The 26,210-nt window shown below is 59.4% G+C and carries 29 protein-coding genes, 1 tRNA gene and 1 riboswitch; of the genes, 23 read left to right on the plus strand and 7 right to left on the minus strand.

The window, feature by feature from the left end; all coding sequences use genetic code 11:
• The first annotated feature begins 9 nt into the window (after nucleotides 1–9).
• From AACQ43_RS03770 to AACQ43_RS22180, 13 genes are all read left to right on the plus strand, one after another.
• Nucleotides 10–294 carry a BMC domain-containing protein gene (locus tag AACQ43_RS03770; protein ID WP_011705244.1) on the plus strand — a complete coding sequence of 95 codons (285 nt, stop codon included), beginning with the start codon at nucleotides 10–12 and terminating at the stop codon, nucleotides 292–294.
• Between the two features lie 11 nt (nucleotides 295–305).
• Complete coding sequence (locus AACQ43_RS03775; protein ID WP_017408466.1) at nucleotides 306–587, plus strand: BMC domain-containing protein; 282 nt, start codon at nucleotides 306–308, stop codon at nucleotides 585–587.
• Between the two features lie 53 nt (nucleotides 588–640).
• On the plus strand, nucleotides 641–2,227 hold the full coding sequence (locus tag AACQ43_RS03780; protein ID WP_168966025.1) for an acetaldehyde dehydrogenase (acetylating): 1,587 nt from the start codon (nucleotides 641–643) through the stop codon (nucleotides 2,225–2,227).
• Between the two features lie 26 nt (nucleotides 2,228–2,253).
• Nucleotides 2,254–2,511 carry a EutN/CcmL family microcompartment protein gene (locus AACQ43_RS03785; protein ID WP_010634663.1) on the plus strand — a complete coding sequence of 86 codons (258 nt, stop codon included), beginning with the start codon at nucleotides 2,254–2,256 and terminating at the stop codon, nucleotides 2,509–2,511.
• Nucleotides 2,512–2,526: 15 nt separating this feature from the next.
• Nucleotides 2,527–3,681: a 1-propanol dehydrogenase PduQ gene (locus AACQ43_RS03790; protein ID WP_168966027.1), complete on the plus strand. Its 1,155-nt coding sequence runs from the start codon at nucleotides 2,527–2,529 to the stop codon at nucleotides 3,679–3,681.
• 25 nt (nucleotides 3,682–3,706) lie between these two features.
• A complete protein-coding gene (gene cutC / locus AACQ43_RS03795) occupies nucleotides 3,707–7,093 on the plus strand; it encodes a choline trimethylamine-lyase (RefSeq protein ID WP_168966029.1) in 3,387 nt (1,128 codons plus the stop codon).
• A gap of 113 nt (nucleotides 7,094–7,206) precedes the next feature.
• The gene (gene cutD / locus AACQ43_RS03800; protein WP_049048312.1) at nucleotides 7,207–8,154 is read left to right on the plus strand and encodes a choline TMA-lyase-activating enzyme; all 948 of its coding nucleotides are present in this window, start codon (nucleotides 7,207–7,209) and stop codon (nucleotides 8,152–8,154) included.
• A 12-nt stretch (nucleotides 8,155–8,166) separates the two neighbouring features.
• Nucleotides 8,167–8,610 (plus strand): BMC domain-containing protein, encoded by a 444-nt coding sequence (locus AACQ43_RS22175; protein WP_076361197.1) that lies wholly within the window; start codon nucleotides 8,167–8,169, stop codon nucleotides 8,608–8,610.
• Entirely contained in the window at nucleotides 8,607–9,227 is a 621-nt protein-coding gene (locus tag AACQ43_RS03810; protein ID WP_017408473.1) for a phosphate propanoyltransferase, read from the plus strand. Before AACQ43_RS22175 ends, AACQ43_RS03810 begins: the two co-directional genes overlap by 4 nt.
• Nucleotides 9,228–9,238: 11 nt before the next feature.
• Entirely contained in the window at nucleotides 9,239–9,931 is a 693-nt protein-coding gene (locus AACQ43_RS03815; protein ID WP_168966031.1) for a hypothetical protein, read from the plus strand.
• Nucleotides 9,932–9,950: 19 nt separating this feature from the next.
• Entirely contained in the window at nucleotides 9,951–10,364 is a 414-nt protein-coding gene (locus AACQ43_RS03820) for a DMT family transporter (protein ID WP_076361195.1), read from the plus strand.
• Nucleotides 10,365–10,380: 16 nt separating this feature from the next.
• Nucleotides 10,381–10,710 (plus strand): DMT family transporter, encoded by a 330-nt coding sequence (locus AACQ43_RS03825; protein ID WP_010634671.1) that lies wholly within the window; start codon nucleotides 10,381–10,383, stop codon nucleotides 10,708–10,710.
• Nucleotides 10,711–10,937: 227 nt separating this feature from the next.
• Nucleotides 10,938–11,177 carry a phage integrase central domain-containing protein gene (locus AACQ43_RS22180; protein WP_374700832.1) on the plus strand — a complete coding sequence of 80 codons (240 nt, stop codon included), beginning with the start codon at nucleotides 10,938–10,940 and terminating at the stop codon, nucleotides 11,175–11,177.
• Nucleotides 11,178–11,975: 798 nt separating this feature from the next.
• Here AACQ43_RS22180 and AACQ43_RS03835 read toward each other — a convergent pair.
• Nucleotides 11,976–12,869: a LysR family transcriptional regulator gene (locus AACQ43_RS03835; RefSeq protein ID WP_228520173.1), complete on the minus strand. Its 894-nt coding sequence runs from the start codon at nucleotides 12,867–12,869 to the stop codon at nucleotides 11,976–11,978.
• 278 nt (nucleotides 12,870–13,147) lie between these two features.
• On the opposite strand from AACQ43_RS03835, the gene AACQ43_RS03840 reads away from it, so the two are divergent.
• The 5 genes from AACQ43_RS03840 to AACQ43_RS22185 all read left to right on the plus strand — a co-directional run bounded on the left by AACQ43_RS03840 (nucleotide 13,148) and on the right by AACQ43_RS22185 (nucleotide 16,439).
• Nucleotides 13,148–14,206, plus strand: a complete 1,059-nt coding sequence (locus AACQ43_RS03840) for an alpha/beta hydrolase (RefSeq protein WP_248280957.1) — start codon at nucleotides 13,148–13,150, stop codon at nucleotides 14,204–14,206.
• A gap of 82 nt (nucleotides 14,207–14,288) precedes the next feature.
• A complete protein-coding gene (locus tag AACQ43_RS03845) occupies nucleotides 14,289–14,738 on the plus strand; it encodes a cyclophilin-like fold protein (protein ID WP_248280958.1) in 450 nt (149 codons plus the stop codon).
• A 96-nt stretch (nucleotides 14,739–14,834) separates the two neighbouring features.
• A complete protein-coding gene (locus tag AACQ43_RS03850; RefSeq protein WP_248280959.1) occupies nucleotides 14,835–15,959 on the plus strand; it encodes an MFS transporter in 1,125 nt (374 codons plus the stop codon).
• Nucleotides 15,960–16,088: 129 nt separating this feature from the next.
• Entirely contained in the window at nucleotides 16,089–16,253 is a 165-nt protein-coding gene (locus AACQ43_RS03855; RefSeq protein WP_276843289.1) for an alcohol dehydrogenase catalytic domain-containing protein, read from the plus strand.
• 15 nt (nucleotides 16,254–16,268) lie between these two features.
• The gene (locus AACQ43_RS22185) at nucleotides 16,269–16,439 is read left to right on the plus strand and encodes an alcohol dehydrogenase catalytic domain-containing protein (RefSeq protein ID WP_411583545.1); all 171 of its coding nucleotides are present in this window, start codon (nucleotides 16,269–16,271) and stop codon (nucleotides 16,437–16,439) included.
• A 156-nt stretch (nucleotides 16,440–16,595) separates the two neighbouring features.
• Here the strand turns inward: AACQ43_RS22185 and AACQ43_RS03860 are convergent.
• Nucleotides 16,596–16,685, minus strand: a tRNA-Ser gene (locus AACQ43_RS03860).
• Nucleotides 16,686–17,104: 419 nt separating this feature from the next.
• Here AACQ43_RS03860 and AACQ43_RS03865 point away from each other — a divergent pair.
• Complete coding sequence (locus AACQ43_RS03865) at nucleotides 17,105–18,022, plus strand: L,D-transpeptidase family protein (protein WP_168966035.1); 918 nt, start codon at nucleotides 17,105–17,107, stop codon at nucleotides 18,020–18,022.
• A gap of 27 nt (nucleotides 18,023–18,049) precedes the next feature.
• A complete protein-coding gene (locus tag AACQ43_RS03870; protein ID WP_168966037.1) occupies nucleotides 18,050–19,048 on the plus strand; it encodes a DUF481 domain-containing protein in 999 nt (332 codons plus the stop codon).
• A 149-nt stretch (nucleotides 19,049–19,197) separates the two neighbouring features.
• On the opposite strand, the gene AACQ43_RS03875 is transcribed toward AACQ43_RS03870, so the two are convergent.
• From AACQ43_RS03875 to AACQ43_RS03885, 3 genes are all read right to left on the minus strand, one after another.
• Entirely contained in the window at nucleotides 19,198–19,917 is a 720-nt protein-coding gene (locus AACQ43_RS03875; protein ID WP_076361190.1) for a MaoC family dehydratase, read from the minus strand.
• Nucleotides 19,918–20,187: 270 nt separating this feature from the next.
• Nucleotides 20,188–21,144: a 23S rRNA (adenine(1618)-N(6))-methyltransferase RlmF gene (rlmF, locus tag AACQ43_RS03880; RefSeq protein ID WP_168966039.1), complete on the minus strand. Its 957-nt coding sequence runs from the start codon at nucleotides 21,142–21,144 to the stop codon at nucleotides 20,188–20,190.
• Nucleotides 21,145–21,292: 148 nt separating this feature from the next.
• The gene (locus AACQ43_RS03885) at nucleotides 21,293–21,781 is read right to left on the minus strand and encodes a C40 family peptidase (RefSeq protein ID WP_005298673.1); all 489 of its coding nucleotides are present in this window, start codon (nucleotides 21,779–21,781) and stop codon (nucleotides 21,293–21,295) included.
• A 275-nt stretch (nucleotides 21,782–22,056) separates the two neighbouring features.
• Here AACQ43_RS03885 and AACQ43_RS03890 point away from each other — a divergent pair, with 275 nt between their 5' ends.
• Entirely contained in the window at nucleotides 22,057–22,779 is a 723-nt protein-coding gene (locus AACQ43_RS03890; RefSeq protein ID WP_168966041.1) for a 4'-phosphopantetheinyl transferase family protein, read from the plus strand.
• A complete protein-coding gene (locus AACQ43_RS03895; protein ID WP_168966043.1) occupies nucleotides 22,776–23,624 on the plus strand; it encodes a tetratricopeptide repeat protein in 849 nt (282 codons plus the stop codon). Before AACQ43_RS03890 ends, AACQ43_RS03895 begins: the two co-directional genes overlap by 4 nt.
• A gap of 142 nt (nucleotides 23,625–23,766) precedes the next feature.
• On the opposite strand, the gene AACQ43_RS03900 is transcribed toward AACQ43_RS03895, so the two are convergent.
• Both AACQ43_RS03900 and ribB read right to left on the minus strand, forming a co-directional pair.
• The gene (locus AACQ43_RS03900; protein ID WP_010634682.1) at nucleotides 23,767–24,009 is read right to left on the minus strand and encodes an Lpp/OprI family alanine-zipper lipoprotein; all 243 of its coding nucleotides are present in this window, start codon (nucleotides 24,007–24,009) and stop codon (nucleotides 23,767–23,769) included.
• A 224-nt stretch (nucleotides 24,010–24,233) separates the two neighbouring features.
• Nucleotides 24,234–24,887, minus strand: coding sequence for a 3,4-dihydroxy-2-butanone-4-phosphate synthase (ribB, locus tag AACQ43_RS03905; protein WP_011705223.1), 654 nt, complete (start codon nucleotides 24,885–24,887; stop codon nucleotides 24,234–24,236).
• A 102-nt stretch (nucleotides 24,888–24,989) separates the two neighbouring features.
• Nucleotides 24,990–25,147: riboswitch (FMN riboswitch) on the minus strand.
• Nucleotides 25,148–25,345: 198 nt separating this feature from the next.
• Between ribB and purU the strand changes: the two genes are divergently transcribed.
• The gene (gene purU, locus AACQ43_RS03910; protein WP_011705222.1) at nucleotides 25,346–26,182 is read left to right on the plus strand and encodes a formyltetrahydrofolate deformylase; all 837 of its coding nucleotides are present in this window, start codon (nucleotides 25,346–25,348) and stop codon (nucleotides 26,180–26,182) included.
• The last annotated feature ends 28 nt before the right edge of the window (nucleotides 26,183–26,210 follow it).

Below are 26,210 nucleotides of genomic sequence, written 5' to 3' on the forward strand. Positions count from 1 at the left end.
AGATCGCAAATGGGTGATGCATTGGGTTTGATTGAAACCAAGGGCCTGGTGGCCTGCATTGAAGCGGCGGATGCCATGTGCAAAGCCGCCAACGTCGAGCTGATCGGCTATGAGAACGTCGGCTCTGGCCTGGTCACCGCCATGGTGAAAGGCGACGTAGGGGCCGTGAAAGCCGCGGTGGACTCCGGCGTGGAATCCGCACAGCGCATCGGTGAAGTGGTGACCTCGCTGGTCATCGCCCGCCCGCACAACGACATCAGCAAGATTGTCGCCCACTACAAAATTGCCGAATAACGGGAGAGAACATGATGAAAGAAGCGCTTGGTCTGATTGAGACCAAAGGCCTGGTGGCCTGTATCGAAGCGGCAGATGCCATGTGCAAGGCCGCCAACGTCGAGCTGATCGGCTATGAGAACGTCGGCTCTGGCCTGGTCACCGCCATGGTGAAAGGCGACGTCGGCGCGGTCAATGCGGCGGTGGATTCCGGTGTGGAAGCGGCGAAACGCATTGGCGAAGTGGTTACCTCTCGCGTCATCGCCCGCCCGCACAACGACATCGAAAAAATCGCGGCGCAGCACAAGGCATGACCTGAGAGGGCACGCCCCGCCCGCACTTTTTTAGTCTGATGAAGGATAGATTCATGATTGAACTCGATACCGATTTGCTCTCCCGCCAGAACGCGAGAGAACTGGTGCGCAACGCCAAACAGGCGCAGGTGATTATGGCCACCTTTTCGCAGCAGAAAATCGACGCCATCGTGAAGAACGTGGCCGAAGAAGCCGCGCGCCATGCCGAAACGCTGGCGAAAATGGCCGCAGAAGAGACCGGTTTTGGCAACTGGCAGGACAAGGTGCTGAAAAACCGGTTCGCTTCGCTGCACGTTTACGATGCCATCAAAGAGATGAAGACCGTCGGGATCATTCATGACGATCAGGCGAAAAAAGTGATGGACGTGGGCGTGCCGCTGGGCGTGATCTGCGCGCTGGTACCCTCCACCAACCCGACCTCCACCATCTTTTACAAAACCCTGATCGCCCTCAAGGCGGGCAATGCCATCATCTTCTCGCCGCACCCGGGCGCACGCCAGTGCAGCTGGAAAGCCATCGAAATCGTCAAGCGCGCCGCCGAAGCCGCCGGTGCCCCGGCGGGCATCGTGGACGGTGTCACCCAGCTGACCCTGGAAGCCACCTCCGAGCTGATGCACAGCAAGGACGTGTCGCTGATCCTGGCAACCGGTGGCGAAGGCATGGTGCGCGCGGCCTATGCCTCCGGCACCCCGACCATCAGTGGCGGCCCTGGCAACGGCCCGGCCTTTATCGAGCGCAGCGCCGACATTCACCAGGCGGTGAAGGACATCATCACCAGCAAGACCTTCGACAACGGCGTGATCTGCGCCTCCGAACAGTCGATCATCGTCGAACGCTGCATCTACGACGAGGTTCATCGCGAGCTGGCTGCCCAGGGCGCCTACTTCATGAACGAAGACGAAGCCGCCAAGATGGCAGCCCTGCTGCTGCGCCCGAACGGCACCATCAACCCGAAAGTGGTGGGCAAGACGGCGCTCCATCTCAGCCAGCTGGCCGGTTTCAGCGTCCCCCCCATCACCCGCGTGCTGGTGGCCGAGCAGACCACCGTCTCCCACAGCAACCCCTACTCCCGTGAAAAGCTCTGCCCGGTGCTCGGCCTTTACGTGGAAGAGGAGTGGCGCGCCGCCTGTCATCGGGTGGTCGAGCTGCTGACCAACGAAGGGCTGGGCCACACCCTGGTGATCCATACCCGCAATCAGGACGTGATCCGCCAGTTCAGCCTCGAAAAACCGGTCAACCGGATCCTGATCAACACCCCCGCCGCCCTCGGCGGCATCGGTGCCACCACCAACCTCACGCCGGCACTGACCCTCGGCTGCGGCGCCGTCGGCGGCGGCTCCAGCTCCGACAACGTCGGCCCGATGAACCTGCTCAACATCCGCAAGGTGGGTTATGGCGTGCGCACCATTGAAGAGCTGCGCGCCCCCATCCAGCCGGTTGCAGTGCAGCCCGCCAGCGCCGCCCCCACCGCGCCCCAGCCCTGCAGCATCCTCGACGATGCCCGCTTCAGTGCCCCGGGGCCGGCCTGCCACAGCGCCGACGACCGTTTTGCCGGCGCCAGCGCCGAAGCCGGCGGCGAGATCAGCGAGCAGAACGTGGAGCGGGTCATCCGTCAGGTGCTTGAGCGCCTTGGCAAGTAACCCATTGAGATAAGGCGATAAGAACCATGATTCTCGCAAAGGTAACCGGACATGTGGTCGCCACCCAGAAGTGCGATGAGCTGCGTGGCAGCAACCTGCTGTTGATCACCCAGCTGGACGATCAGCAGCAACCGATGAAAGACCGCTCCTGGGTCGCCGTCGACAGCGTCGGCGCAGGCATGCACGACGTCGTACTGGCCGAGGAGTACCTCGCGCTCAACAGAGACCGCTACAAGGCCATGTCGGTGGTCGCCATTGTCGAGAAGGTGTTTCGGGACGCTTGAGGAGTAAATGACCCAATGAGTGAATTTTTGCTGAAACCCCGGATCCGCTTCGGTCAGGACGCCCTGTCCGCCCTGGCTGAAGAGCCTGCCCGCCAGGCGCTGCTGGTCACCGATCAGATGATGGTGAAAGTTGGCCTGGCCGACCGGGTGACGCAGATCCTGCGCCAGCGCGGCATCCCGTTCCAGTGCTGGGACGATGTAGTGGCCGATCCGGACATCACCACGGTCGTGCGCGGCATGAAGCTCATGGACAGCCGCTATCCAGATCTGGTGATCGCGCTGGGCGGCGGTTCGGTGATTGATGCAGCCAAAGCGGTCATGTTCGCCCTGGCGCAAACCCGCCCGAATCTGGGGCGCGAGCGCCCCTGTTTCGTGGCCATCCCGACCACCAGCGGCACCGGTTCGGAAGTGACCAGCTTCTCGGTGGTCAAGGCCCGCAGCGAGAAGCTGGTGCTGGTCGACCCGTCATTGCTGCCGGATATCGCCATTCTCGATCCATCGCTGGTGGCATCGGTACCCCCCGCCATCACCGCCGACACCGGGATGGACGTGCTGTGCCACGCGCTGGAGGCCTATGTCTCCCGGGCGGCCAGCGACTTTTCCGACGCATTGGCGGAGAAGGTGGTGCAGCAGGTCTTTCGCTACCTGCCCGCCTGCTGGCGCGACGGCCACGATCTGCTGGCGCGGGAGAAGATGCACAACGCCTCCTGCATGGCGGGCATGGCCTTCACCAACGCCTCGCTCGGCATCACCCACAGCCTGGCCCATGCCCTCGGCGGCGTGTTCCGCGTCCCGCACGGGCGTGCCAACGCGCTCCTGATGGCGCAGGTGGTGGCATGGAACGCCGACCACGACGGGCAGTGCGATACCCAGGCCGCCCACAAGTATGCCCGCCTGGCCCACCTGCTGGACCTGCCCGCCAATACGCCGCGCGAGGGGGTCAACAGCCTGCTGGTGGCCATCCAGGCGCTCAAAGACGAGATGAAGATGCCGGCCGGCATTGGCGATACCGGCCTCCTCGCTGCCGATTTCGACCAGCGGCTGGCGGAGATGGTCAGCCAGGCGCTGCGCGACAACTGCACCCCGACCAACCCGCGCATACCGGATGCCCGGGCATTGACCGAACTCTATCGCAAGGCATGGGGCGGCACTCTTGCCGCCGGCCATTAAGAACAAGAACTGGAGAACCTACCTCATGGCACACTACAGCTTAACGCCGCGCGTCAACGTGCTGGCTGAACGTTTACTGGCGCACACCAGCACCCTGTGCAGCGAACACGCCACGATTTTGAGCGGGCTGGATGGCGACATCGCGGGCATTCCCGCCGCCGTAAAACCGGCACGCCGTTTTTACGAGCTGATGCGTCAGCTGCCGCTGACCATCAGTGCCGACGAATTGATTGTCGGCAACCAGACCCGCACCCCGCACGGCGCCATTTTTCACGATGACAGTGCCGGGCAGCGCCCGTCCACCTTCCAGTTCCTGAATCTGAACAGCGCCATCGACTCCCCCGACTACAAGCTGGTGGTGGAGAAGGGCGTGCTGGCCATCAGGCAGCAGCTGGAAGAGAAAACCCGCGCGCTGGGCAGCGCCGTCAGCCGCAGCGGCATGGACGAAGTCAACGGCTGTCGCGCCGCCATCCACGCCTGCGATGCCCTGATGGCGCTGGCGCAAAACCTGGCCAACAGCGCCGAAACCCTGGCCGCCGCCGAAACCAACCCGTTCCGCCAGGCCGAGCTGCGCGACAGCGCCGCCATCTTGCACCATGTACCGGCCCATCCGGCGCGCAACTTCAAAGAGGCCTGCCAGTCGTTCTACCTGTTCCAGCTGGCGCTTCAACTCGACAACGGCAGCTATGCGGTCAACCCGGAAGGGGCCGACAAGGCGCTGCTGCCCTACTTCCAGCGTGACATCGCCAACGGCGCGCTGACCGAGCCGCAGGCGTACGAGATCGTCGAGTGCCTGTGGTTCAAGCTGGCAGAGCTGAGCGAAGTGCGCGCCACCTGCGCCATCGATGGCTACCCCATGTTTGATGCCCTGCTGCACGGCGCCAGCCTGGAGCAGGCGAGCATCAACCCGCTCTCCGAGATGTTCCTCTGCGCCCAGCAAAACCTGAGCGCCCTCAAGCTGCCGGTTCGCCTCTTTCGCGGAGTGCAGCACGTCTCCGCCGTCCCGTTTGCCGCCTGTGCCGATACGCCGGTGATGGAGGGGCTGACGCCGCGCCTGCAGCGCCTGCGCAACCACTATCTGACCGTGCGCCCCAGCGTCTCCATCTACCGGGCACTGGCCTTTACCGAGGTCGTCAAGGCCAACCCAGGCATGCCGACCATCTTGCTGCGGGCCAAAGCGTTCCGCCACGCCTGCGAAACCGCCCCCATCCTTATCCAGAACGACGAGCTGATCGTCGGCCACCCGTGCGGCAAGCCGCGTGCCGGCGCCTTCTCGCCGGACATTGCCTGGCGCTGGGTACGCGACGAGCTCGATACCATGAGCACCCGCCCACAAGATCCCTTTGAAATCAGCGAAGCGGACAAGAAAACCATCCGCGAAGAGATAGTGCCGTTCTGGGAAGGTCGCTCGCTGGACGAGATTTGCGAAGCGCAGTACCGGGAAGCCGGCGTCTGGGCTTTCAGTGGCGAGACCTTCGTCAGCGACCTCTCCTACCACCAGATCAACGGGGGCGGCGACACCTGCCCGGGCTACGACGTGCTGCTGTTCACCAAGGGGATGAACGGCATCAAGGCCGACGCCCAGGCCCATCTCGATCAGCTGAGCATGGAGAACCCGGACGACATCGATCGCATCTACTACTACAAGGCAGCGGTCGAAACCTGTGAAGGGGTGGTCAACTACGCCCGCCGCATCGCGGCCCATGCCCGCGAACTGGCGGCCAAAGAGCAGGATGCCCAGCGCCGCACCGAGCTGCTGACCATCGCCGAGGTGAACGAGAACGTGCCGGCCAACCCGCCCAAGACCCTGCAAGAAGCGCTGCAGAGCATCTGGACGGTGGAGTCGCTGTTCGAGATCGAAGAGAACCAGACCGGCCTGTCACTCGGTCGGGTCGACCAGTACTGCTACCCCATGTTCGAAGCGGATATCCGCGAGGGTCGTCTGACCCACGAAAGCGCGCTCGAGCTGATGCAGGCCTTCATCATCAAGTGTGCCGAGCTGATGTGGATGTCGAGCGAGCTGGGGGCGAAATACTTCGCCGGCTATCAGCCCTTCATCAACCTGACCGTGGGCGGCCAGAAGCGCAGCGGCGGCGATGCCTGCAACGATCTGACCTACCTCATCATGGATGCCGTGCGGTTCGTGAAGGTCTACCAGCCGTCGCTGGCCTGCCGCATTCACAACCAGTCACCGCAGAAATACATGGAGAAGATCGTCGACGTCGTGAAGGCGGGGATGGGTTTCCCGGCCTGCCACTTCGATGACTCCCACATCAAGATGATGCTGCGCAAGGGCTTCGACTTTGAAGACGCCCGCGACTACTGCCTGATGGGCTGCGTCGAGCCGCAAAAATCGGGACGCATCTATCAGTGGACCTCCACCGGTTACACCCAGTGGCCGATCGCCATCGAGTTCGTGCTCAACCGTGGTCGCATGGTGCTGTTCGACAGCCATCAAGGGCTGGATACCGGCGATCTGCGCGATCTGCGCACCTTCGAGCAGTTCGATGCGGCGGTGAAACAGCAGATTGCCCACATCGTTCGCATGTCAGCAGTCGGCACCGTGATCAGTCAGCGCGTGCACCGCGACGTGGCGCCGAAACCGCTGATGTCACTCATGGTGGAAGGGTGCATGGAGAGCGGAAAAGATGTCTCTGCTGGCGGTGCAATGATCAACTATGGGCCCGGACTCATCTTTTCTGGCCTTGCAACCTATGTCGACTCCATGGCGGCAATCTGCAAGCTGGTGTTCGAGGAGCAAAGATACACTCTCGAACAAATTCGCGATGCCCTGCTGGCCAACTTCGAAGGATTCGAAGCGCTGCGCCGCGACTGCCTCAATGCGCCCAAGTACGGCAACGACGACAACTACGTCGACCAGTACGCGCTGGATATCACCGAGTGGACGGAGAAGGAGTGTCGCAAGTACAAGATGCTCTACTCCAGAATGAGTCACGGCACCCTCTCCATCTCCAACAACACCCCCATCGGCGAGCTGACCAACGCCACGCCGAACGGGCGCCTGGCCTGGATGCCGCTCTCCGATGGCATCAGCCCGACCCAGGGGGCAGACAAGCAGGGGCCGACGGCCATCATCAAGTCCGTCAGCAAGATGAACGTGGAGACCATGAACATCGGCATGGTGCATAACTTCAAGTTCCTCAAGGGGCTGCTGGATACCCAGGAGGGCCGCCATGGCCTCATCACCCTGCTGCGCACCGCCTCCATCCTCGGCAATGGCCAGATGCAGTTCAGCTATGTCGACAACGAAGTGCTGAAAAAGGCGCAGCAGGAGCCGGAGAAGTACCGCGACCTCATCGTGCGCGTCGCCGGCTACAGCGCCTATTTCGTCGAGCTGTGCAAAGAGGTGCAGGACGAGATCATCAGCCGCACCGTGATTGAGAAGTTCTGATCGAAGCGTTGATAACCCGTCTTTCTTAATCGCCAAAATAACCGGAAGTACTCCGCAATGGCAGGTCGCAAATAATGCGACTGCGGCCTGCCACATCCGGAGAGGAGGCAAGCGTGATCGCAAATAATGAATTAACCGGCCGCATATTCAATATCCAGAAATATTCGATATATGACGGCGATGGCATTCGCACGCTGGTTTTTTTCAAGGGCTGCAACCTTCGCTGTCCCTGGTGCGCCAACCCTGAAGGGCTCAGCAGCCAATTTCAGGTGATGTTTTCCCACGACAAATGCATCAACTGCGGTGACTGCGTGAATGTCTGTCCGGCCGGAGTCCATTACCGGGCCGAAGAGAACGGCAGCATGAAACACTTCGTCGATCGCAATAAGGATTGCATCGGCTGCCGCAAATGCGAAGAGGTCTGCACCCAGCATGCGCTGGACATCATGGGCAAGGATGTCACCGTCAGCGAGCTGATGGAGATCATCATGCAGGACTATGACTTTTACATCTCCTCCGGCGGTGGCGTCACCATCGGCGGCGGCGAGATGAGCCTGCAGACCGACTTTGCCGTCGCGCTGTTTAGCGAATGCAAGAAGATGATGATCAATACCGCCATCGAGACCCAGGGCACCACCTCGCTGGCCAATTACCAGCAGCTGGCTCCCGTCACCGATACCTTTTTGTTCGACATCAAGCAAATCAACAGCGAACAGCATAAGGCGATGCTGGGTATCGGCAATGAAGGTATTCGCCGCAATCTGGAATGGCTGGTTGATTACGGCGCCAAGGTGATTGTGCGCATGCCGCTCATCCGTGGATATAACGATTCATGGGATGCCATTACCGGTGCCATCGAATACGTACAGAAATTGGCAAAGCGGGGAAATATCTTGCGGATCGACATGCTGCCGTACCACCAGCTGGGCCGCAAGAAATATGAGCGGCTGGACATGCCCTACCCGATTGCGCAAGACCCCTCTTACACGCCGGACGAATTGGATCGGCTGGAAGCCTTCTTTGCACAATTTGATTTCGATATTCGCTTGGTCCGCCATTAACAGGAGTCGACGATGAAAAGTTTGGGCGTAATTGAAACGCGAGGATTGGTCGCCGCCATTCAGGCGGTGGACGCCGCCTGCAAAGCGGCAGGTGTCAGCTGCATCGGCTATCGCAAGGTGGGTTCCGGGCTGGTGAGTGTCTGCTTCGAAGGGGAGATCAGCGCCATCCACACCGCCATCGAGCGTGGCGTCGCGGTGGCCGCCACCATTGACCAGCAGGTCCATTCCCTGGTGATTGCTCGTCCTGAGCCAAGCGCGGTAGCGGCGCTCGGCAACCTCAAGGGCTACCCGCCGCGTGCACCGGCCAGCACCGGGGCCGAGCTGACGGGCGCAGCCCCGGCCCTGCCACCACCAAGCGGTGCCGTTACCGAACCTGCCACGCCACCTGCCAGCCAGCCAGCCGCCGAACAGGCGGAAGACAAACAGGGCGCGGCAAGAAAAGGGAAGAAAGCATGATCGATCCCCAGCTGCATCAAAAGATCGCCGCCCGTCTGAGCCTGGTCAGCCCGGCGATCCCGGTCGGCATCTCGAATCGCCACGTTCACCTGGCACAACAGGATGTGGAGGCCTTGTTCGGCAAGGGCTACACCCTGACACCGCTCAAACCGCTGCGCCAGCCGGGTCAGTTTGCCGCCGAAGAGTGCGTCACCGTGGTCGGCCCCAAGGGCTCGCTGACCCGGGTGCGGGTACTCGGCCCGACCCGGCCGGTTTCACAGCTGGAGATCTCCCGCGCCGACTGCTTCACCCTCGGCATAAAGGCGCCGGTCCGTGAGTCAGGCCAGCTGGAAAATACCGGCAGCGCCCTGCTCATCGGCCCCGCCGGCCACGTGGAGTTGCGCTCCCAGGTGATTTGCGCCTGGCGCCATATCCACCTCTCGCCACAAGACGCCCGCCAGCTGAACGTGACCCACGGCCAGAAGGTGAGGGTGCGCAGCGACGGCGAGCGCCAGTTGACCTTCGATGAGGTGGTGGTGCGGGTGCGCGACGATTTCGCCCTGGAATTTCACATCGATACCGAAGAGGCCAACGCCGCCGGCTTGAAAAACGGCGCGCAGGTCAGGCTGCTCGGCTAACGGAGATCCCCATGACCGACCAACAGATTGAACGCCTGGTCGAACAGATACTCAGGCGCCTGCAGCCGCCACTGCTGGTGATGGTGACCGCGGCCCAGGGCTATCGGCAGGCCATTCGAAACCGTCTGGCCGGCTGTGGGCAGCCCCTGCAGCTTGCGCTGGCAGCAGACATCGAGGATGGCGCCCTGTGGCAACCGCTGGGGGAGACAGTGCCGGCCAATGTCTGGCAAGAGGCCCTGCCGCCCGCCCCCTATCGCGCGCTGGTGCTGCCCTTTCTCGACTACCCGCTGGCGATGGATCTGCTGAGCGGCTCACTGCAAAGCCCTGTCGCCCAGCGGCTGCACGATGCCCTGCTGAGCGGCTTGCCGGTGCTGGCGCTGCGCTATCACTGCGATCCCGCCAGCGAGCTGAACCAGCTGCTGGGTGCGCAACCAGGCGCGCCATACGCCGGGCACATGCAGGCGGCGCTCAGCCGTCTGGGCGAGATCGGTGTGGTGCTGTGCACCATGAATGAGCTGCTGGAGAAGCTGGCACCGGCGAACGACGCGGCCCCGGTACCGGCGGGCGCGGCGCGCCGTTATCTCACGGTCAGCGATGTTGAGAAAGATCCGGCGCTGGCACAGACGGCCGAGGCCCAGCTGACCGATGCCGCCATCGATTTTTTGAAAAGCAGAAGAAAAGAAAAACAACCTTACCTTAAATAACAAACCCGGAGTTTAACTTATGTCTTCAAAAACAAAATGTTGGCTATGGATGCTGCTGGTGATCGTGTCCGAAACCTCGGCCACCTCCACTCTCAAGATGTTTGGCAGCAGTGAAGGAACCACCAAGATGCTACTGCTCGGTCTGCTCGTGCTGCTCTATTGCACCTGCTACTACTCCCTCTCCCGCGCGGTAAAAGACATCCCCGTTGGGCTTGCCTACGCCACCTGGTCCGGCACCGGCATTCTGGTGGTCTCCACGCTGGGGATGGCGTTTTACGGCCAGCACCCGGACACCGCCGCCATGATCGGCATGGCCGTCATCGCCAGCGGCATCGTCATCATGAATCTGTTCTCCAAGATGGGCAGCGAAGAGGGCGCCGATGCCTCCGCCGAGCCTCTCTCTCCCCCCATGAACAACAACATCGCCAACTGACAAAAAGGAATGACCCATGTTTAATTTCGGATTTTTATGGCTGGCGCTCTCTATCGGCTCTGAGATCACCGGCACCTCGATGATCAAGAAGACCAACGGTTTCAGCAGACTGGGGCCATCCATACTGGTCGTCTGCGCCTACAGCCTGTGCTACTTCGCCCTCACCCGCGCCATGAGCACCATTCCGGTCGGGGTGGCCTATTCGCTCTGGTGCGGCTTCGGCATCGTCGGGGTCACCATCTGCTCGATGCTCCTCTACAAGCAAAAACCGGATCTGCCCGCCATCCTGGCGATGGCGCTGATCATCTCGGGCGGGGTGATCATGAATGTCTTCTCCAGCATGTAACGCCGTGACAAGACCCTGGCAGTGGCGCTCTGCCCCTGCCACCGGCGCGCCGGCATGCCAGCCCTGCCTCGCAACAAGCCGGTAAGCGTTGCAAAAGAGAAAGGCCCAAGCTGCCTGGCAGCTTGGGCCTTGAAGATAGCGTAGAGACAGGAAGTCACGGTTGCAGATGCAGATAACCAGGCTCGCCTGATGCGTGAGCAATTATCCCAGGGGCTAGACCCTTAGATATGAAGAAAGCAGAAGCCACTAAGCCAGCGATACCCACTGTCGAAATTGCGGCTCGCCAGGTTCACCAACAGTTACTCCCTGGATGGCGCAATCCCAAACACGGTAAGCAGTGGCTCTCCACCCTAGAGCAATACGCTTTCCCAGTTATCGGGCAACAGCCTATTTATTCAATTACTCCAGCCCAGATTGCACGTGTACTGCAGCCTATCTGGTTAACGATCCCGGAAACCGCACCCTGAGTGAAACAGCGGCTGCATGCCGTCTTGGCTTGGGCTCATGGGTTTTGCCCTGCCAATCCAGTCGATGTGGTAGATAAACTCCTGCCGCAACAACCTGGCAAAGCAATTAGAACCCAGCATCAGCCAACCATGGACTGGCGTCTTCTTACTGCGTTCTACAAGGAACATTTGGCCAACTCGGCAAGATTTGATGTTAGCCATGCCTTGCTTCCATTTGTGATATTGACAGCTTGTCGCTCTGGAGAAGCGAGCAAGGCTATGCACGCGACCTCGCTGAATGAGCATTAGCTCACACGGTGCAAAACAAGGTAGAAGCTGCGTACCACCGCACGGACTTGCTGGATCAGCGTCGACCCATGATGGATGATTGGGCTGAGTTTGTGGTTGGCAATTTACCAACAAAATAAGAAGGGAGTGGTCCACCAAGGCCGCTTCCTTCTATGTTTTTTTGAGTTTTTCTTAACCTTTGATGACATCTTGCCAAACAAGTGCTCAGAGAGTTTCGGTGCTTTTTTGACTTCTGGCTTTGTCATCGTTGCCTCGAGTTCATAACAGCCTCCAGCATCCCTTCAGTGGCAACCAGTGAGAGCTAGGCATAGGCATGCACCCGGTTACGAAGAGCCCCCAGGCCTTCATCTCGCAGTGTGCCCATTCGATATTGGGTCTGGCGGTCACAGTAGCAGAGAGAATTTGGTAGCTCATGGTTTTGTCCTCGTAGGTTTGACAACCTAGTAATGATTACGACTGTACCACCTAAAACTGTGCCCGGAATGGTTAGACCACCACGAATGAATTTTTTCATAATTTTAATGCATCAATAACCACTCTTAATGCGGGTGAAACATTGCGGTGGGGATAGTAGAGGTACTGTCCGGCCAGTCGGTGAGCATAGGGTTTCAATACCTGGATTAAGGTACCGCGCTCAAGTTCATCGCTCACCAATTCTTCTGGCACATAGGCCAGTCCCAGCCCCATTTTGGCGGCGGCCGCCTCCATGTAACTGTCAGAGAAGACCCACTGCCCCTGTGGTCGATGCTTAATCGCCTTGCCCTCTTGCCACAGTTCCCATTGATAGAGGCTGCCATCAGCAAACTGGTAAGCGATACAGGGATGTCCAGCCAGATCGGCCGGCGTCTGGGGAAATCCGTATTGAAGAAAATGATCTGGTGTGGCCACCATCACCATCTCCAGATCGGGCGCAATGCGCACGGCCACCATCCCCTCATCCACCTCGTCACCCAGCCGCACGCCGGCATCAAAGCGCTCATCGATGATGTTCACGAAGCGGCTTTCACTGATGAGTTCCAGCCGAATATCCGGATAACGCTGCCTGAAGATGGCCAGCTTGGGAAGCAGCACCTTGTCGATGGCGTGCTGGCTGGCGTTGATCCGTACCGTGCCTGAAGGGGTATCACGATAGTGGGCGAGCGTGGCCAGACCTGCATCGAGGGACTGAAAACAGCCCTGCGCCGTACGGTACAACTGCTCACCTGCCTGAGTCAGGGAGAGGCTGCGGGTGGTGCGCATCAGAAGCTGCACCCCGAGCCGGGCCTCGAGATCCCGAATCGTTCGGCTGACCCCGGACTGGGCAAGCCCCAACCTAGCTGCGGCCTTGGTAAAGCTCCCTTCCCGAGCGACCAGCATAAAGACGTGGAGATCGTTGTAATTCTCACGGCCTGTCATTTTGTTCATCCCCTATGTTCCTGTCCGCCACGACCTGAGTCAGGTGCGCATCAGACGCCTTCATTCAGAACTTTTACGCATTAATGTTATCAAAAAACCGCCTCTAATCATCACTAAATGTTCTAACTAGACTGTGTGTCGTGGGTCACAAAACCAGCCCCCCACCACCAGGACCACGCATCAGAAATCCGATTTCGAGGAACTTTGCCATGAATGTTCTCCCCAAAAAACTGACAGCTATCGCGTCTGCCCTGCTGCTGGGCGCCGCATTAACCGGAGTCTCGACATTGAGTCATGCCCAAACCACCAACCCCACTGAACCTGTCTCCATGGTCACCGAATGGGATAAGACCTTTGCCCAAAGCGATAAGGTCGATCATCGCAAGGTCACCTTCAAGAACCGTTACGGTATCACTCTGGTGGCTGACCTCTATCTGCCGAAAAACCAGGGAGACGCCAAGCTGGCGGCCATTGCCCTGAGCGGTCCATTTGGTGCCGTAAAAGAGCAATCGAGCGGCCTCTATGCCCAGACCCTGGCTGAGCGTGGTTTTGTCACGCTGGCGTTTGACCCCTCTTACACCGGTGAGAGTGGCGGCCAGCCGCGTGATGTGGCCTCGCCAGATATCAACACCGAAGATTTCAGCGCCGCCGTTGATTTTCTCGGCCTGCAAAAAGAGGTCGACCGCAACCGTATCGGTCTGCTGGGGGTTTGCGGCTGGGGTGGCATGGCCCTCAATGCCGCCGCCGGCGACACCCGCATCAAGGCGGTGGCAACCAGCGTGATGTATGACATGAGCCGGGCCATGGGGCACGGGGTAGGCGATGGCAAGGATCGATATTCCACCGCCGATCGCCGCGCCGTTCTGGCATACCTGAATGAACAACGCTGGAAAGACGCGGAAAGTGGCACCTATGCCCATAGCAATCACGACCTCTATGTCGATGACAAGGGAAATGTCACAGCGGCTGCCCGCACCCTGCCAGAGGTGCTGCCGGAAAACCCGCTCCCGGTACTCAAGGAGTTCTTCGATTACTACCGTGCACCGCGTGGTTTCCATGCACGTTCGGTGAACTCCAACGGGGCCTGGACCACTACCATGCCGCTGTCATTCATGAATATGCCGCTGCTGAGTTATGCAAGCGAAATATCCATTCCCACTCTGATCGTGACCGGTGAGCAGGCTCACTCCCGTTACTTTGCCGAAGATGCCTTCAAGGCCATTGGCAGCAAGCAGAAAGAGCTGGTCGTTGTGCCTGGCGCCAATCATGTCGACCTGTATGACAACCAGGCTGGCAAGATCCCGTTCGCCAAGTTCGAGCAGTTCTTCAAAACCAACCTGAAGTAAGCGTCGAAAATGCGGCGGCCTCTTCGCCGCGTTTTCTCACTCGCTTCGACGCCACCATTCACGTCACATAGGGAGAAGAACAATGACCAGAGGAGTGTTTGTCAGCGTGATGGCCCTGTTGCTGGGGGTGGCCAGCACAGCAACCGCTACAAGTACTGAGGCTCAGAACAAGGCAGATAGTATGAACATCAAGATGACGATAGCCGGCCAGATCATCACGGCCACCTTGGACGATGGTCACAGCGCCCGGGACTTTTTTGCCATGCTCCCCCTGACGCTGGCCCTCAAGGATTACGCCGACACCGAGAAGATTGCTTATCTGCCCCGCAAATTGACCACGCAGGGCGCCCCAAAGGGCATTGACCCGAACATGGGGGATCTAACCTATTACGCCCCATGGGGCAATCTGGCGATCTTCTATCGGGACTTTGGCTATTCAACCGGACTGATTAAGTTGGGGCGCATTGAATCGGGTCTCTCCCACCTGACCACCACCTCGGCCGCCAGCATCACGATCGAAGCAATCGAATAAGCCCATATTTCACTTTCAGGTCATGCCATGAACGCAACATCGTTATCATCACATACACCCGCTGTCGTCAACGAACACTGGTCTGCGGTTGCCGCCATGTCCCTGTGTGTGGCACTGCTAATTGCCGCCGAGTTTATGCCGGTCAGCCTGCTGACGCCGATCGCCACCGATCTTGGTGCCAGCAATGGCATGGCCGGTCTTGCTATTGCCATCTCCGGCCTGTTTGCCGTCCCGACCAGTTTGCTGATCGCCCCCCTGTCTCACAGGCTGGACCGACGTCATGTGCTCTTGGGGCTAGCCGTTGTGATGCTGACCTCTTTAATCGTGATTGCCCTTAGCCCCAACTTTACCGTGCTGATGGTGGCACGCGCTCTGCTCGGGATCGTCATCGGCGGGTTCTGGGCATTGGCAACGGCCACCACCATGCGTTTGGTCGGCAGCCAATCCGTCCCCAAAGCATTGGGCATCTTGTATACCGGCAATGCGGTCGCGACCGCCTTCGCAGCCCCCATTGGGAGTTACCTTGGAGGGTTGATCGGCTGGCGGGGGGTGTTCTGGCTGCTGGTGCCACTAGTAGTGATCAATCTGCTGTGGATGGCACTTTGCCTGCCTTCTATGCGTTCCCAAGCGCGCCCGCAAAGCGCATTTCGCCTGATGCAAAGGCCCAATGTCGTCATTGCCATCATAGGAGTGACCCTGACCTTTGCCGGCGCCTTTAGTGCCTTTACCTATTTTCGCCCCTTCCTTGAGACGCGTACCCTGGTCGACCTGCCACAACTCTCGGCGCTGCTGCTGGCGCTGGGGCTGGCCGGTTTTGCAGGTACCACGGCGGTGAGCTTGCTGCTGCACCGTCATCTCTACCGGATGTTGCGTTGGTTGCCGCTGGCGCTCGGCGTCATCACCTTGGCTCTGCTGACGGTGGCGCATCACTTCTGGGGGGTGGCCCTGATGCTGATCCTCTGGGGGACGCTCAACTCGGCCATTCCGGTCGCCTGGTCCGCCTGGATCACCCAGGGCATCGCCGACACGCCAGAGAGCGGCGGTGGTCTGATGGTCGCCGCCATTCAGCTATCCATCACGTTGGGGGCCGCCGTGGGAGGCTGGTTGCTGGACTCTCTCTCTATCAGCGCCACCTTTATGGGCAGCGCCCTGTTGCTGACCGCAGCCTCCCTAGTGGTCGGCAATGGCAGCCGGCTCAAACCCGTCACGCTTGGCCAGTAAGTTGACCCATCCGTTAGCAAATCCATTCGCCATCGCACAGTGCAATCGAGCCTGCACCTGGCCCCCAGAGGCACAAGCAGGCCAAAACAAGAAAAGCTGGCATCCGATGCCGATTCACAGGAGACAACGATGAGCAAGTCCGTCAAAGCCTATGCCGCCACCTCGGCCACGGCGCCTCTGGCGCTGTACCCCATCACTCGCCGACCAGCGTGCCCCGATGATATCGAGATCGACATTCTTCATTGCGGCGTCTGCCACTCCGATCTGCACACCGCTCGCAATGACTGGGGCTAGGCCCACTATCCCATCGTGCCGGGTCATGAAATCATCTGTCGAGTGGTGGCCATCGGTAGCCAGGTGAGCAAATTCAAGGTGGGGGATCAAGTCGGGGTCGGCTGCATGGTCGAATTGAAAAATAGGCCGGAGCTAGCGGGAGCTATCTCGGATAGTGCCAAGACTACGTTGCCTTGGGTGATATAATCGCTACGAGAGGGCAACATCATCAATACGTGGACACTTGGCTGGATCGATGTCCAATGTAATCCAGCCGGGTAGTATGTCAGCCAACACCAAATGGCATACCAGAAAATAAAAAATGAAAAAGCCCAACCTAATCAATAGGTTGGGCTTGGTATTTGGCGGAGAGACAGGGATTCGAACCCTGGGTGGCATTGCTGCCACAATTGATTTCGAGTCAATCCCGTTCGGCCACTCCGGCATCTCTCCACGGGGCATCATTGTTACCGGAGCCGCCTCTGGAAATCAACTTGAATCTCTTTAAAGATCAAACGACTGCACATAAAACCAGCAGGTGAGCACGCCCGGTGGCGAGATGCTCTCCGCGGTCGTGCCTGCTGTCGATGCAGCACTGACGCCGATACACTCCCCCTGCACCGGTGCTGCCAGCGTTACTCACCACTCATCCCCTCTCCCACCGCCCGCTAAGCACGCTGTTCATTGCAGGTTATGCTGCCTTGCATTAAAAACGGGCAAGAAACGGTCAAAATGATGGATTGCCACGTCGGGACCCGGCTGTACCCCTGGTCGGCCAAGCTGGCAATCGTCACCCGTTTGACTGACAATTTCCCCCTTTTACCCAAGGCGGTCGCCTCGCGGCCCCCTCATCTCAATCAGACAGGAAGTACATGTTCATAGCACGAACCCTCTCATTGCTGGCGCTGGCCGCCAGCCTGCTGACGGCTCCCGTCCTCGCCACCACCTATCCGCTGCCCCCGGCTGGCAGCCGCCTGATCGGCGAACTGGAGGACTACATAGTCCAGCCAGATGAACATCTTGAGCTCATCGGCAAGCACACCCAGATTGGTTTTTTGGCGCTGCTCGAAGCCAATCCTGGGGTCGATCCCTATTTGCCCAAGCCGGGCACCCGGCTGACCCTGCCGACCCAGATGCTGCTGCCGGACGTGCCTCGCGAAGGCATCGTCATCAATCTGCCGGAACTGCGCCTCTACTATTTCCCGAAAGGCAAAAACGAGGTGATGGTGCTGCCCATCGGGATCGGTGACATAGGGCGGGAGACGCCGGAGATGACCACCACGGTCATCGCCAAGAACCCCAATCCGACCTGGGTGCCCGGCCCCATGGTGCGCAAGTCCTGGCTGGAGCAAAAAGGGATCACCCTGCCGGCGGTAGTGCCACCCGGTCCCGACAATCCCCTCGGCAAGTTCGCCATGCGCCTCGGTTATGGCAAGCAGGACTACCTCATCCACGGCACCAACAAGGATTTTGGCGTCGGTCTGCGAGTCAGCGCCGGCTGCATTCGGCTGCGCCCCGACGATATCGAGGCCCTGTTCAAGATTGTTCCCATTGGCACTCAGGTGCGGATCATCAACCAGCCGGTCAAAACCGCCATCGAGCCTGATGGCCACCACTGGCTGGAAGTGCACTCCCCGCTATCTCGCACCGAACTGGAGCTGGAGCAGGGCGCCCCGCTGATCCTCTCCCCTGAGGTGGAGGCCTTCATCGCCAAACCGGAAGTCGATGGTGACAAGGCCGCCAGCGTGCTAAACAGCAAGAACGGTATCCCCCGTCCCGTCAGCGGCTGATGGCCAACCATGTTCACGAGGATCTTCATGAGCTACCGCATTTTTTGTCTGCTGGCCCTGCTGCTGAGCCAGGCGGCATCAGCCGACATCCTCTGGATGGACAACGGTGACCGGCTGACCGGCACCATAGAGGAGATAGGTGACCAGCAGGTGCGCATCGCGCTCCCTTACAGCGGGCCCGTCACCGTCAAGCGCGAGGCGGTAAAGCGCTGGCGCATCGAGAAGCAGGACAAACCCAAACCGACCGTCAAGACCGGCATTACCCTGCTGGCCCTGACGCCGGATGACCAGAAAGCCTGGCTGTGGAGCGGCAGCAGCGATCTGAACGTCAAGCTCAAGCACAGCGACAAGCAGACCAACAACGTCAACCTGAAGGCCTCCACCGAGGTGGCCAACCTCGACTGGCGCTATACGCTGGATGGGGAGTATATCTACGAGACTGCCAACAACGTCACCAACAGCCATGAGTACCGGCTCAAGCCCATGCTGGACTTCTTTTTCGATCAGCGCTGGTTTCTGCGCTCCGCCGTCGACTTTGAATACCAGATGCTGAGCCCCGAATACATGGATGTGGGCTATGTGACCGGGCCTGGTTACCGGTTCTGGAACGACAAGCGGCGACGGCTGGAGCTGATCAGCCAGGCGGGATTGGAGCGTTCCTATTTCCGGCCGGATGATATCAACACCATCGTTATCATCGATCTGTTCAACGACAGGATCATCAACTATCCCCTGATGGGACTTGGTTGGGACTACCGCCAACCCATCGCGCTCTGGTCGGAGCAACTGGAGCTGTTCAGCAAGGGCACCTACAAGCGCTATCTGGACCAGCCCTCGCCCTACATCACCCGGGAGCAGGCCGTAAAAGGCAGCCTGGGGATGCGCTACTACTTCAACGATCACCTGCGCCTCTCCTGGTCGAGCGAGCTCGATTGGGAAGACTCCAGATTGGATTATCAAGGTGTTCAGGCACCCTTATCAGGAAAAGAGTGGCGTCATCTGATAAGCTTGGGAGCCAGCTTCTAGTACTCAGGGCAAGTCATGGATGCCGCGAGTGGCGGCAACATAGAGGCGACATAGGCAAGTACAGCAAGCGCCATAAACAAAACAGGCTCACCGAGGTGAGCCTGTTTTTTTCAATACGATTCATGCCCGCGAGTGACACCGTCACCCCGTCAGAAGTAGATCCGGGTGACCGATTCAATGACACAGCCTGGGCGACGGATACCCTCGATCTCGACCTTGATCTCCTTGAGCAGCTCCAGCCCACCCTTGATCGGGGTAACCCGAGCCAGCTTGGTGCGGGCACGGATGTTGCTGTCCACCTTGATGGGATACGGGAAACGCACCTGATCCAAGCCGAAGTTCACCACCATGCGGGCGGTCGGAAACTCGGGAGCGGCCTCGTTGATGCTGCCCGTCAACCGCGGCAACAACGCCAGGGTCAGGAAGCCATGGGCAATGGTGGTCTTGAACGGTGACTCGGCCGCTGCACGCTCCGGATCGGTGTGGATCCACTGATTGTCGCCGGTCACTGCGGCAAACTCGTTGATCATCTGCTGGCTGACCAGCAACCACTCACCGACATGGGTTTCTTCGCCGATGCGCTCTTGCAGGGTGGCAAACAGGGCGGCTGCCTCGCCGCTGAGTTCGACAGCAGGGGTATCCAGCGACGCGGGCTGGCCGTTGACGGCTTGCGCCGCACCTTGCTGTTGCTGCGTCGACTGGCTGTCGCTCTGCAAATCCAGCACCCGGCCCAGCAGAGGGTGGAGGTGTGCCTTTTGCTGAAACTCACGCCAGTAGTCGCGGATCGCCGGAGAGAGCCAATCCTTGAGCTCAAAGGGGTGCTGCGCCAGTATTTCGCGCTTGCGCTTCAGAAAATCGACAACTTTCATGTACCGATCCCTATTCGATTCAAAGCCTGTAAAGAGGTCTAACCAGTCCTATTTTATGAAAGTTTCAACTGCAAGTGCAAAAAAATCTCAGCGTACAACTGTACCGAGGATGAAAGTGTTCACTAACATGCAGCCGCCAGCCCAGATGCCACAAGGGGAAAAACGATTGTCATGGGGACCGGGTATCGACCCAGACTGGCCACTGACCCCCCCTAAAAACAAGGGGCATACCATCGGCATGCCCCTTGTCGTCGTCCCGCTTCAGCCGGCTCAAGCGTTATCGTGCACCATTGGCGACCACCACTGTTTGCTGGCCGCTTCGTCCAGGAAAGACCAGGCCAGGACCCGGCTGATCTTGTTGCCCTGGGCCATCTCGAGCACCCGCACCTGACGGGCCCCGATCCGGCTCAACCCCTGCTTGGCCGCCGGCAGGTTCTCTTTTTTTGACACCAGCGAGCTGAACCAGAGGCACTGGCTGGCGAATGCCTTGCTCTGAGTGATCATGCTCGCCAGAAAGGCGGCCTCCCCCCCTTCGCACCAGAGCTCGGCCTTCTGACCGCCGAAATTGAGCACCGGCTTGGCCGTCACCACCTTGCCCAGGTTGCGCAGCTTGCGCTCCGTTCCCTTGCTCGCCTCTGCCAGTGAAGCATGAAATGGAGGATTGCAGAGGGTCAGCGCAAAACGCTCGCGCGGCGCCACAATCCCCTGAAAGATGTCGCCGGCCTTGCCCTGCAGACGGCATTCGATCTGGCTGCCCAGCCCGTTGCTCTTGGCCAGCAGAGTAGCGGCCTTGACCGACACCGGATCGATGTCGGAGCCGACGAAGCGCCAGCCATATTCACGGGCCCCCAGCAGCGGATAGATGCAGTTCGCACCGACCCCGATATCCAGCACCCGCACACTCTTGCCGGTCGGCACCTTGCCGGCACTCTCGGCCAGCAGATCGGCCACCCGATGCAGATAGTCCACCCGCCCCGGGATGGGCGGGCAGAGATAGCCGGCCGGCAGATCCCAGTGCGCAATGCCATAGTGCAGCGCCAGCAACGCCTTGTTCAGCGCCTTGACGGCGGCCGGATCGGCAAAGTCCAGGGTCTGGGTGCCGTGCTCGTTGACGAACACGAAGGATTGCAGCTCGGGGGTACGCTGGCAGAGCGCATCGAAATCATAGGGAGCCTGATGGCGATTGCGTGGATGCAATCCGGATTTGCGGTCGGAATGGGTCTTCATGCTGGGCCTGCCGAGGAAAACGGGCCCACACTATAGTGACTTGGCCCCGGAAAGTCTAAATGACGGCCATAAAAAACCGGGCTGTCGAGCCCGGTTCAAGTGAGGTTGGAAAAACAGTCCGTACTGCGAGCCGTTTGTCCAGCCTGACTCAGATGTCGATCCGGCGTGCCTGCCAGAATTTGCTGCGCCAATAGGAGCTGTCGAGCTTGGAGCGCGTCACCCCGGCGCGGGTGGAGGCGTGAATGAATTCACCATTGCCCACATAGATGCCGACATGATTGAGACGGCGATTGATCTTGAAGAAGACCAAGTCACCTTCGACCAGATCCTGCTTGGAAACGCGGGTGCCTTCATGGACTTGGGAGCGGGTATCACGGGGAAGTTCGATGCCGACGGCGTTGCGGAACACTTCACGGGCGAAGGCGGAACAATCGATGCCGCGCTGGCTGCTGCCGCCCATGCGGTAAGGAACACCGCGCCACTCTTTGTATACTGTCAGGATTTCGTTTACATCTGGGGTTTGCGAAGCTTCCGGTTCAATAACGGGTTCCATCATGGAAACTTCGATCTTACTCGCGACCTCGGGCTGGGGTGCCGAGGCACAACCCACCATTCCGAGCGCGACCAGCAGTAGCATCAGGTGGCGCAATCCTTTATCCCCGCAAAATAGTAAAACTTGTTAAAATACGGCCCGAACGGGCAATTTATAAGGCAACAGCACCCGACTATATCCAAGAATTCTATCGAGGCAAGCGAAAATCCCTATCGACCTCACATTTTTGCAAGGAAATGCATTATTTTTCCTGATTAATGTGATCGTGGCCAAACAATATACAATCTCGAAAGGGGCCACCCAGGCCGGATCAAACTGACTTTTATCGCTGTTTCAGCATGCTTTTTAAGTGAAAAATTATGATCTCTGTGGATCTCTATTTGTTAAAACCGGCAAACACGGACGCCGACCAGCTGAGCCTGCTGCAAACCCTGCTCTCCCCCGAAGAACGGCTGATATGGCAGTCCATCGGTCAGCCGGCACGCCGCCAGGAGTACCTGCTCAGCCGTGGCTTGCTGCGACGGCTGCTGGCCGAGCGCCTGCAGTGCCGCCCCGAGGCGCTGCAGTTTTGCAGCAACTCGCACGGCAAGCCGGCACTGAGCGATGGGGGCTTGCAGTTCAACCTCAGTCACAGCAGTGACTGGCTGGCGATCGCCCTCTGCGCCGCCGGCCCGCTCGGAGTGGATATAGAGATGGGTCAGCGGCGCCGCCAAACTCTGTCCCTGGCCCGCCGCTTTTATGCGCAGAGTGAATATGAGTGGCTGCTCGCCCTGCCAGAGGCGGAGCAAGAGTCGGCCTTCTATCGGTTCTGGTCGCGCAAGGAGGCGGTATTGAAGGCCCACGGCGCCGGTATCGCCGCCGGCCTCGACAAGGTGCGCTTCGTGCCAGAGGAAGCCTGGCGGCTCGACAACCAACTCGATGAACAGGATTACCGGGTACAGGATTGGCCCATCGGCCGGGGCTGGCTCAGCCTGGCGGCACCGACCCTCGCCGTCAACGGCTGGCTACTCGACGGCAGCTTGAATTCTGTGCCCATCAACCCCATGTTAACTCACACCATTTTCCAAGAGTCAGCCTCATGATCGTCGACATCCATCCCCAGAATTTCCAAAGCGCCCTGATCGATGCTTCCATGAAAAAGCCGATCGTCATCTATTTCCACGCCCCCCAGATGCCGGAGTGTCAGGCCATGACCCCGTTGGTGGAAGCGCTGGTCGGCCCGGCCAATCCCCAGGTGACCCTGGCCAGGGTGGACATGAACGATCCGCAGCTGCAGCCGCTGGCTGGCCAGCTCGGCCTGCGCGCCCTGCCGGCGCTGGTACTGTTCCATCAGGGCCGCCCTGACGAGCAGGCCATTCTGGAAGGCCCGCAGGACGAAGCCACCCTGCGCCACTACTTTACCGCCTTCGCCCCCAAGGAGGAGGAGTTGCTGTTCGAACAGGGACAGCAGGCACTGGCGGATGGCCAGGCGGACCTTGCCTATGCCCATCTCGGCAAGGCTCATCTGCTGGCACCGGAGCGCCACGACATCAGCCTGTGGCTCATTCAGGCGGCGCTCGATCTCAATCTGCTGGACGAAGCGCAGGAGCGCCTCGGCAAGATCCCGATGATCGCCCAGGACGATCACTACCAGACCCTGACATCCCGGCTGGCACTGGCCCAGCAGGCCGCCGACAGCCCGGAACTGCGGGCGCTCGAAGCCCGTCACCAGCAGGAGCCGGACAACTTTGCCCTGGCCCAGGAGCTGGCGGTGCAATACAGCCAGGCCGGCCGGCAGGAAGAGGCGCTGACGCTGCTGTTTACCATCCTCAAGCGGGATCTCGCTTTCGGTGATGCCAAGAAGACCTATCTCGACATCCTGACCACCATGGGCAGCAACCCGGCGGCGCAGAACTACCGTCGCAAGCTCTACAGCCTGCTCTACTGATCGATGCGGAAATGAAAAACGGGGTGATGCCGAGTGATCGGCATTGCCTTGTCAGGCGGGTATCAGCGGGGAAAACGCGGGAATTTGACGAATTTCAGGCAAAAAAAAATGGCGCATAACTGCGCCATTTTTTTCGCATGGATTACTTCTTGTAGGAAGTAGCCATGTTGTCGATGCGCTGGTTAGCACGCATAGCTTCTTGCTTGGCTTCTGCAACATCAGCAGCGATCTTGGATTGATCAGCACGAACAGCGCTAACATCTTGAGCCAGTTGGTCAACTTTGTTAGACAGATTCTGAACGGAAGTTTCCAGTTCGCTGGTGTTTGCACAACCGCCCAGCAGAGCGGACAGACCAACAACACCTACCAACAACATTTTTTTCATTTTAAAAGCTCCCTTTAACTCGCCAGACGTTTAGCAAGCGGCGTGATTATGGCACAAAAAAATCATAGTTTGGATAGGCCCCATCACAGATAAATGCATTAAAACCCTCATTTTTTTTTAAACGTACACTTTTTGTGCAAAGTTAAGCCAAAAATGAGGGTCTCTGGATGAGGTTCGCACAAAGCGTAACCAAATTTTGGGCTTATTACAATTTCGTATGAGGCTCAGGCTGAACGTTCTGACAGCAATTGACGATATTGCACCAGATCCTCGATGGTCAGCACCGGCATCTGATGCTGGCGACCGAATGCCACCAGATCCGGCAGTCGTGCCATGGAGCCATCTTCCTTGGTCAGTTCGCACAACACACCGAACGGTTTGAGTCCTGCCAGCTGCATCAGATCCACCGTGGCTTCGGTGTGGCCGCGACGGGTCAACACCCCGCCGGTACGGGCCCGCAGCGGGAAAACGTGACCCGGGCGGTGCAGGTCGGACGGTCTGGCACCGTCGGCGATGGCGGCCCGGATGGTGGTGATGCGATCGGCTGCCGACACGCCGGTGGTCACCCCCTGCGCCGCTTCGATGGTCACGGTGAAGGCGGTCTGATAGTGGCTGGAGTTGGCCTCCACCATCATCGGCAGTTCGAGCTGGCGTACCCGCTCATCGGTCAGGCAGAGGCAGACGATGCCGGAACACTCGCGGATCATCATCGCCATCTGTTCGTTGGTCATGGATTCGGCGGCGAAGATGAGATCCCCTTCGTTCTCCCGATCTTCATCGTCGGCCACCAGCACGCCGCGACCGGCACGCAGAGCTGCCAGCGCCGCTTCGACACGGGCAATGGGATCACCAAATTCACTGAGAAGAGACTGATTCATGGTAAGACTCCTAAACAAGACAAGGACCAGAATCAGGGCATGGAAAGGCAGACAGAGATAGGTATGCAGCGGCCGGCCCATGGGGCTTGCCTGCAATATCTGTCTTATCCTCTTTCATCCGGACTATGACCGTCGGCTCCGGCATCTCACCGGATCTGCTGACCCCGTCCCGGTGCAATACCGGGTCGGGCGCTCGCGGGCTCCCCGAGTCACATCGGGATACCGCCGGTGGGGAATTTCACCCCGCCCTGAGAATAAGCGCAGACAGCGTAAAGAAAAAAAACGCCGGATACCAGCCCAAAACCCATCAAAGATGAATAGCGGACCGCTTGTGGCCGCATTGCATCAGGGAGCACAGCGCACTGTCTTTTCTGATTTTGTTTATGGCATAGTGCCTGAAAAAACGCGCTGCCTGCGCAGACTCGGGCGCCAACAACACAAACGGAATCATGACAGAGATGGAAAAGAAAATACTGCTGACGGACTGTCCGGACGCCAAGGGCCTCATCGCCAAGATCACCAACATCTGCTACAAGCACCAGCTCAACATCAACAAGAACGACGAGTTCGTGGATCACGAAAACGGCCGCTTCTTCATGCGCACCGAGCTGGAGGGACGCTTCAACGACGAGACCCTGCTGGCCGACCTCGATGATGCCCTGCCCGCCGGTGCCCAGCGCCGCCTGGTCAAGGCCGGCAAGAAGCGCATTGTCATCCTGGTGACCAAGGAGACCCACTGCCTCGGCGACATCCTGATGAAGAACTACGCCGGTGCGCTGGACATGGACATTGTCGCGGTGATCGGCAACTACGACACCCTCGCAGAGCTGACCGGCAAGTTCGACATTCCGTTCCACACCGTCAGCCACGAGGATCTGAGCCGTACCGAGCACGAAGAGCAGGTGCGCGCCATCATCGACGGCTACCAGCCCGACTACGTGGTGCTGGCCAAGTACATGCGGGTGCTGACCCCGAGTTTCGTCGAGGCCTATCCGCGCAAGATCATCAACATCCACCACTCCTTCCTGCCCGCCTTCATCGGTGCCCGCCCCTATCGTCAGGCCTTCGATCGCGGGGTCAAGCTGATCGGCGCCACCGCCCACTTCGTCACCGACGATCTGGATGAGGGCCCCATCGTCGAGCAGGACGTGATCCACGTCGATCACACCTTCAGCGCCGACGACATGGCCAAGGCCGGCCGCGACGTGGAGAAATCGGTACTGAGCCGGGCACTGGAGCTGGTGCTGAACGAGCGGGTGTTCGTCTACGGCAACAAGACGGTGGTATTCAAGTAATCCCGGCCACTGAAAACAACAAAGGCTC

It is taken from the genome of Aeromonas sp. DNRA1 (genome assembly GCF_963888745.1).
GTDB lineage: Bacteria > Pseudomonadota > Gammaproteobacteria > Enterobacterales > Aeromonadaceae > Aeromonas > Aeromonas hydrophila.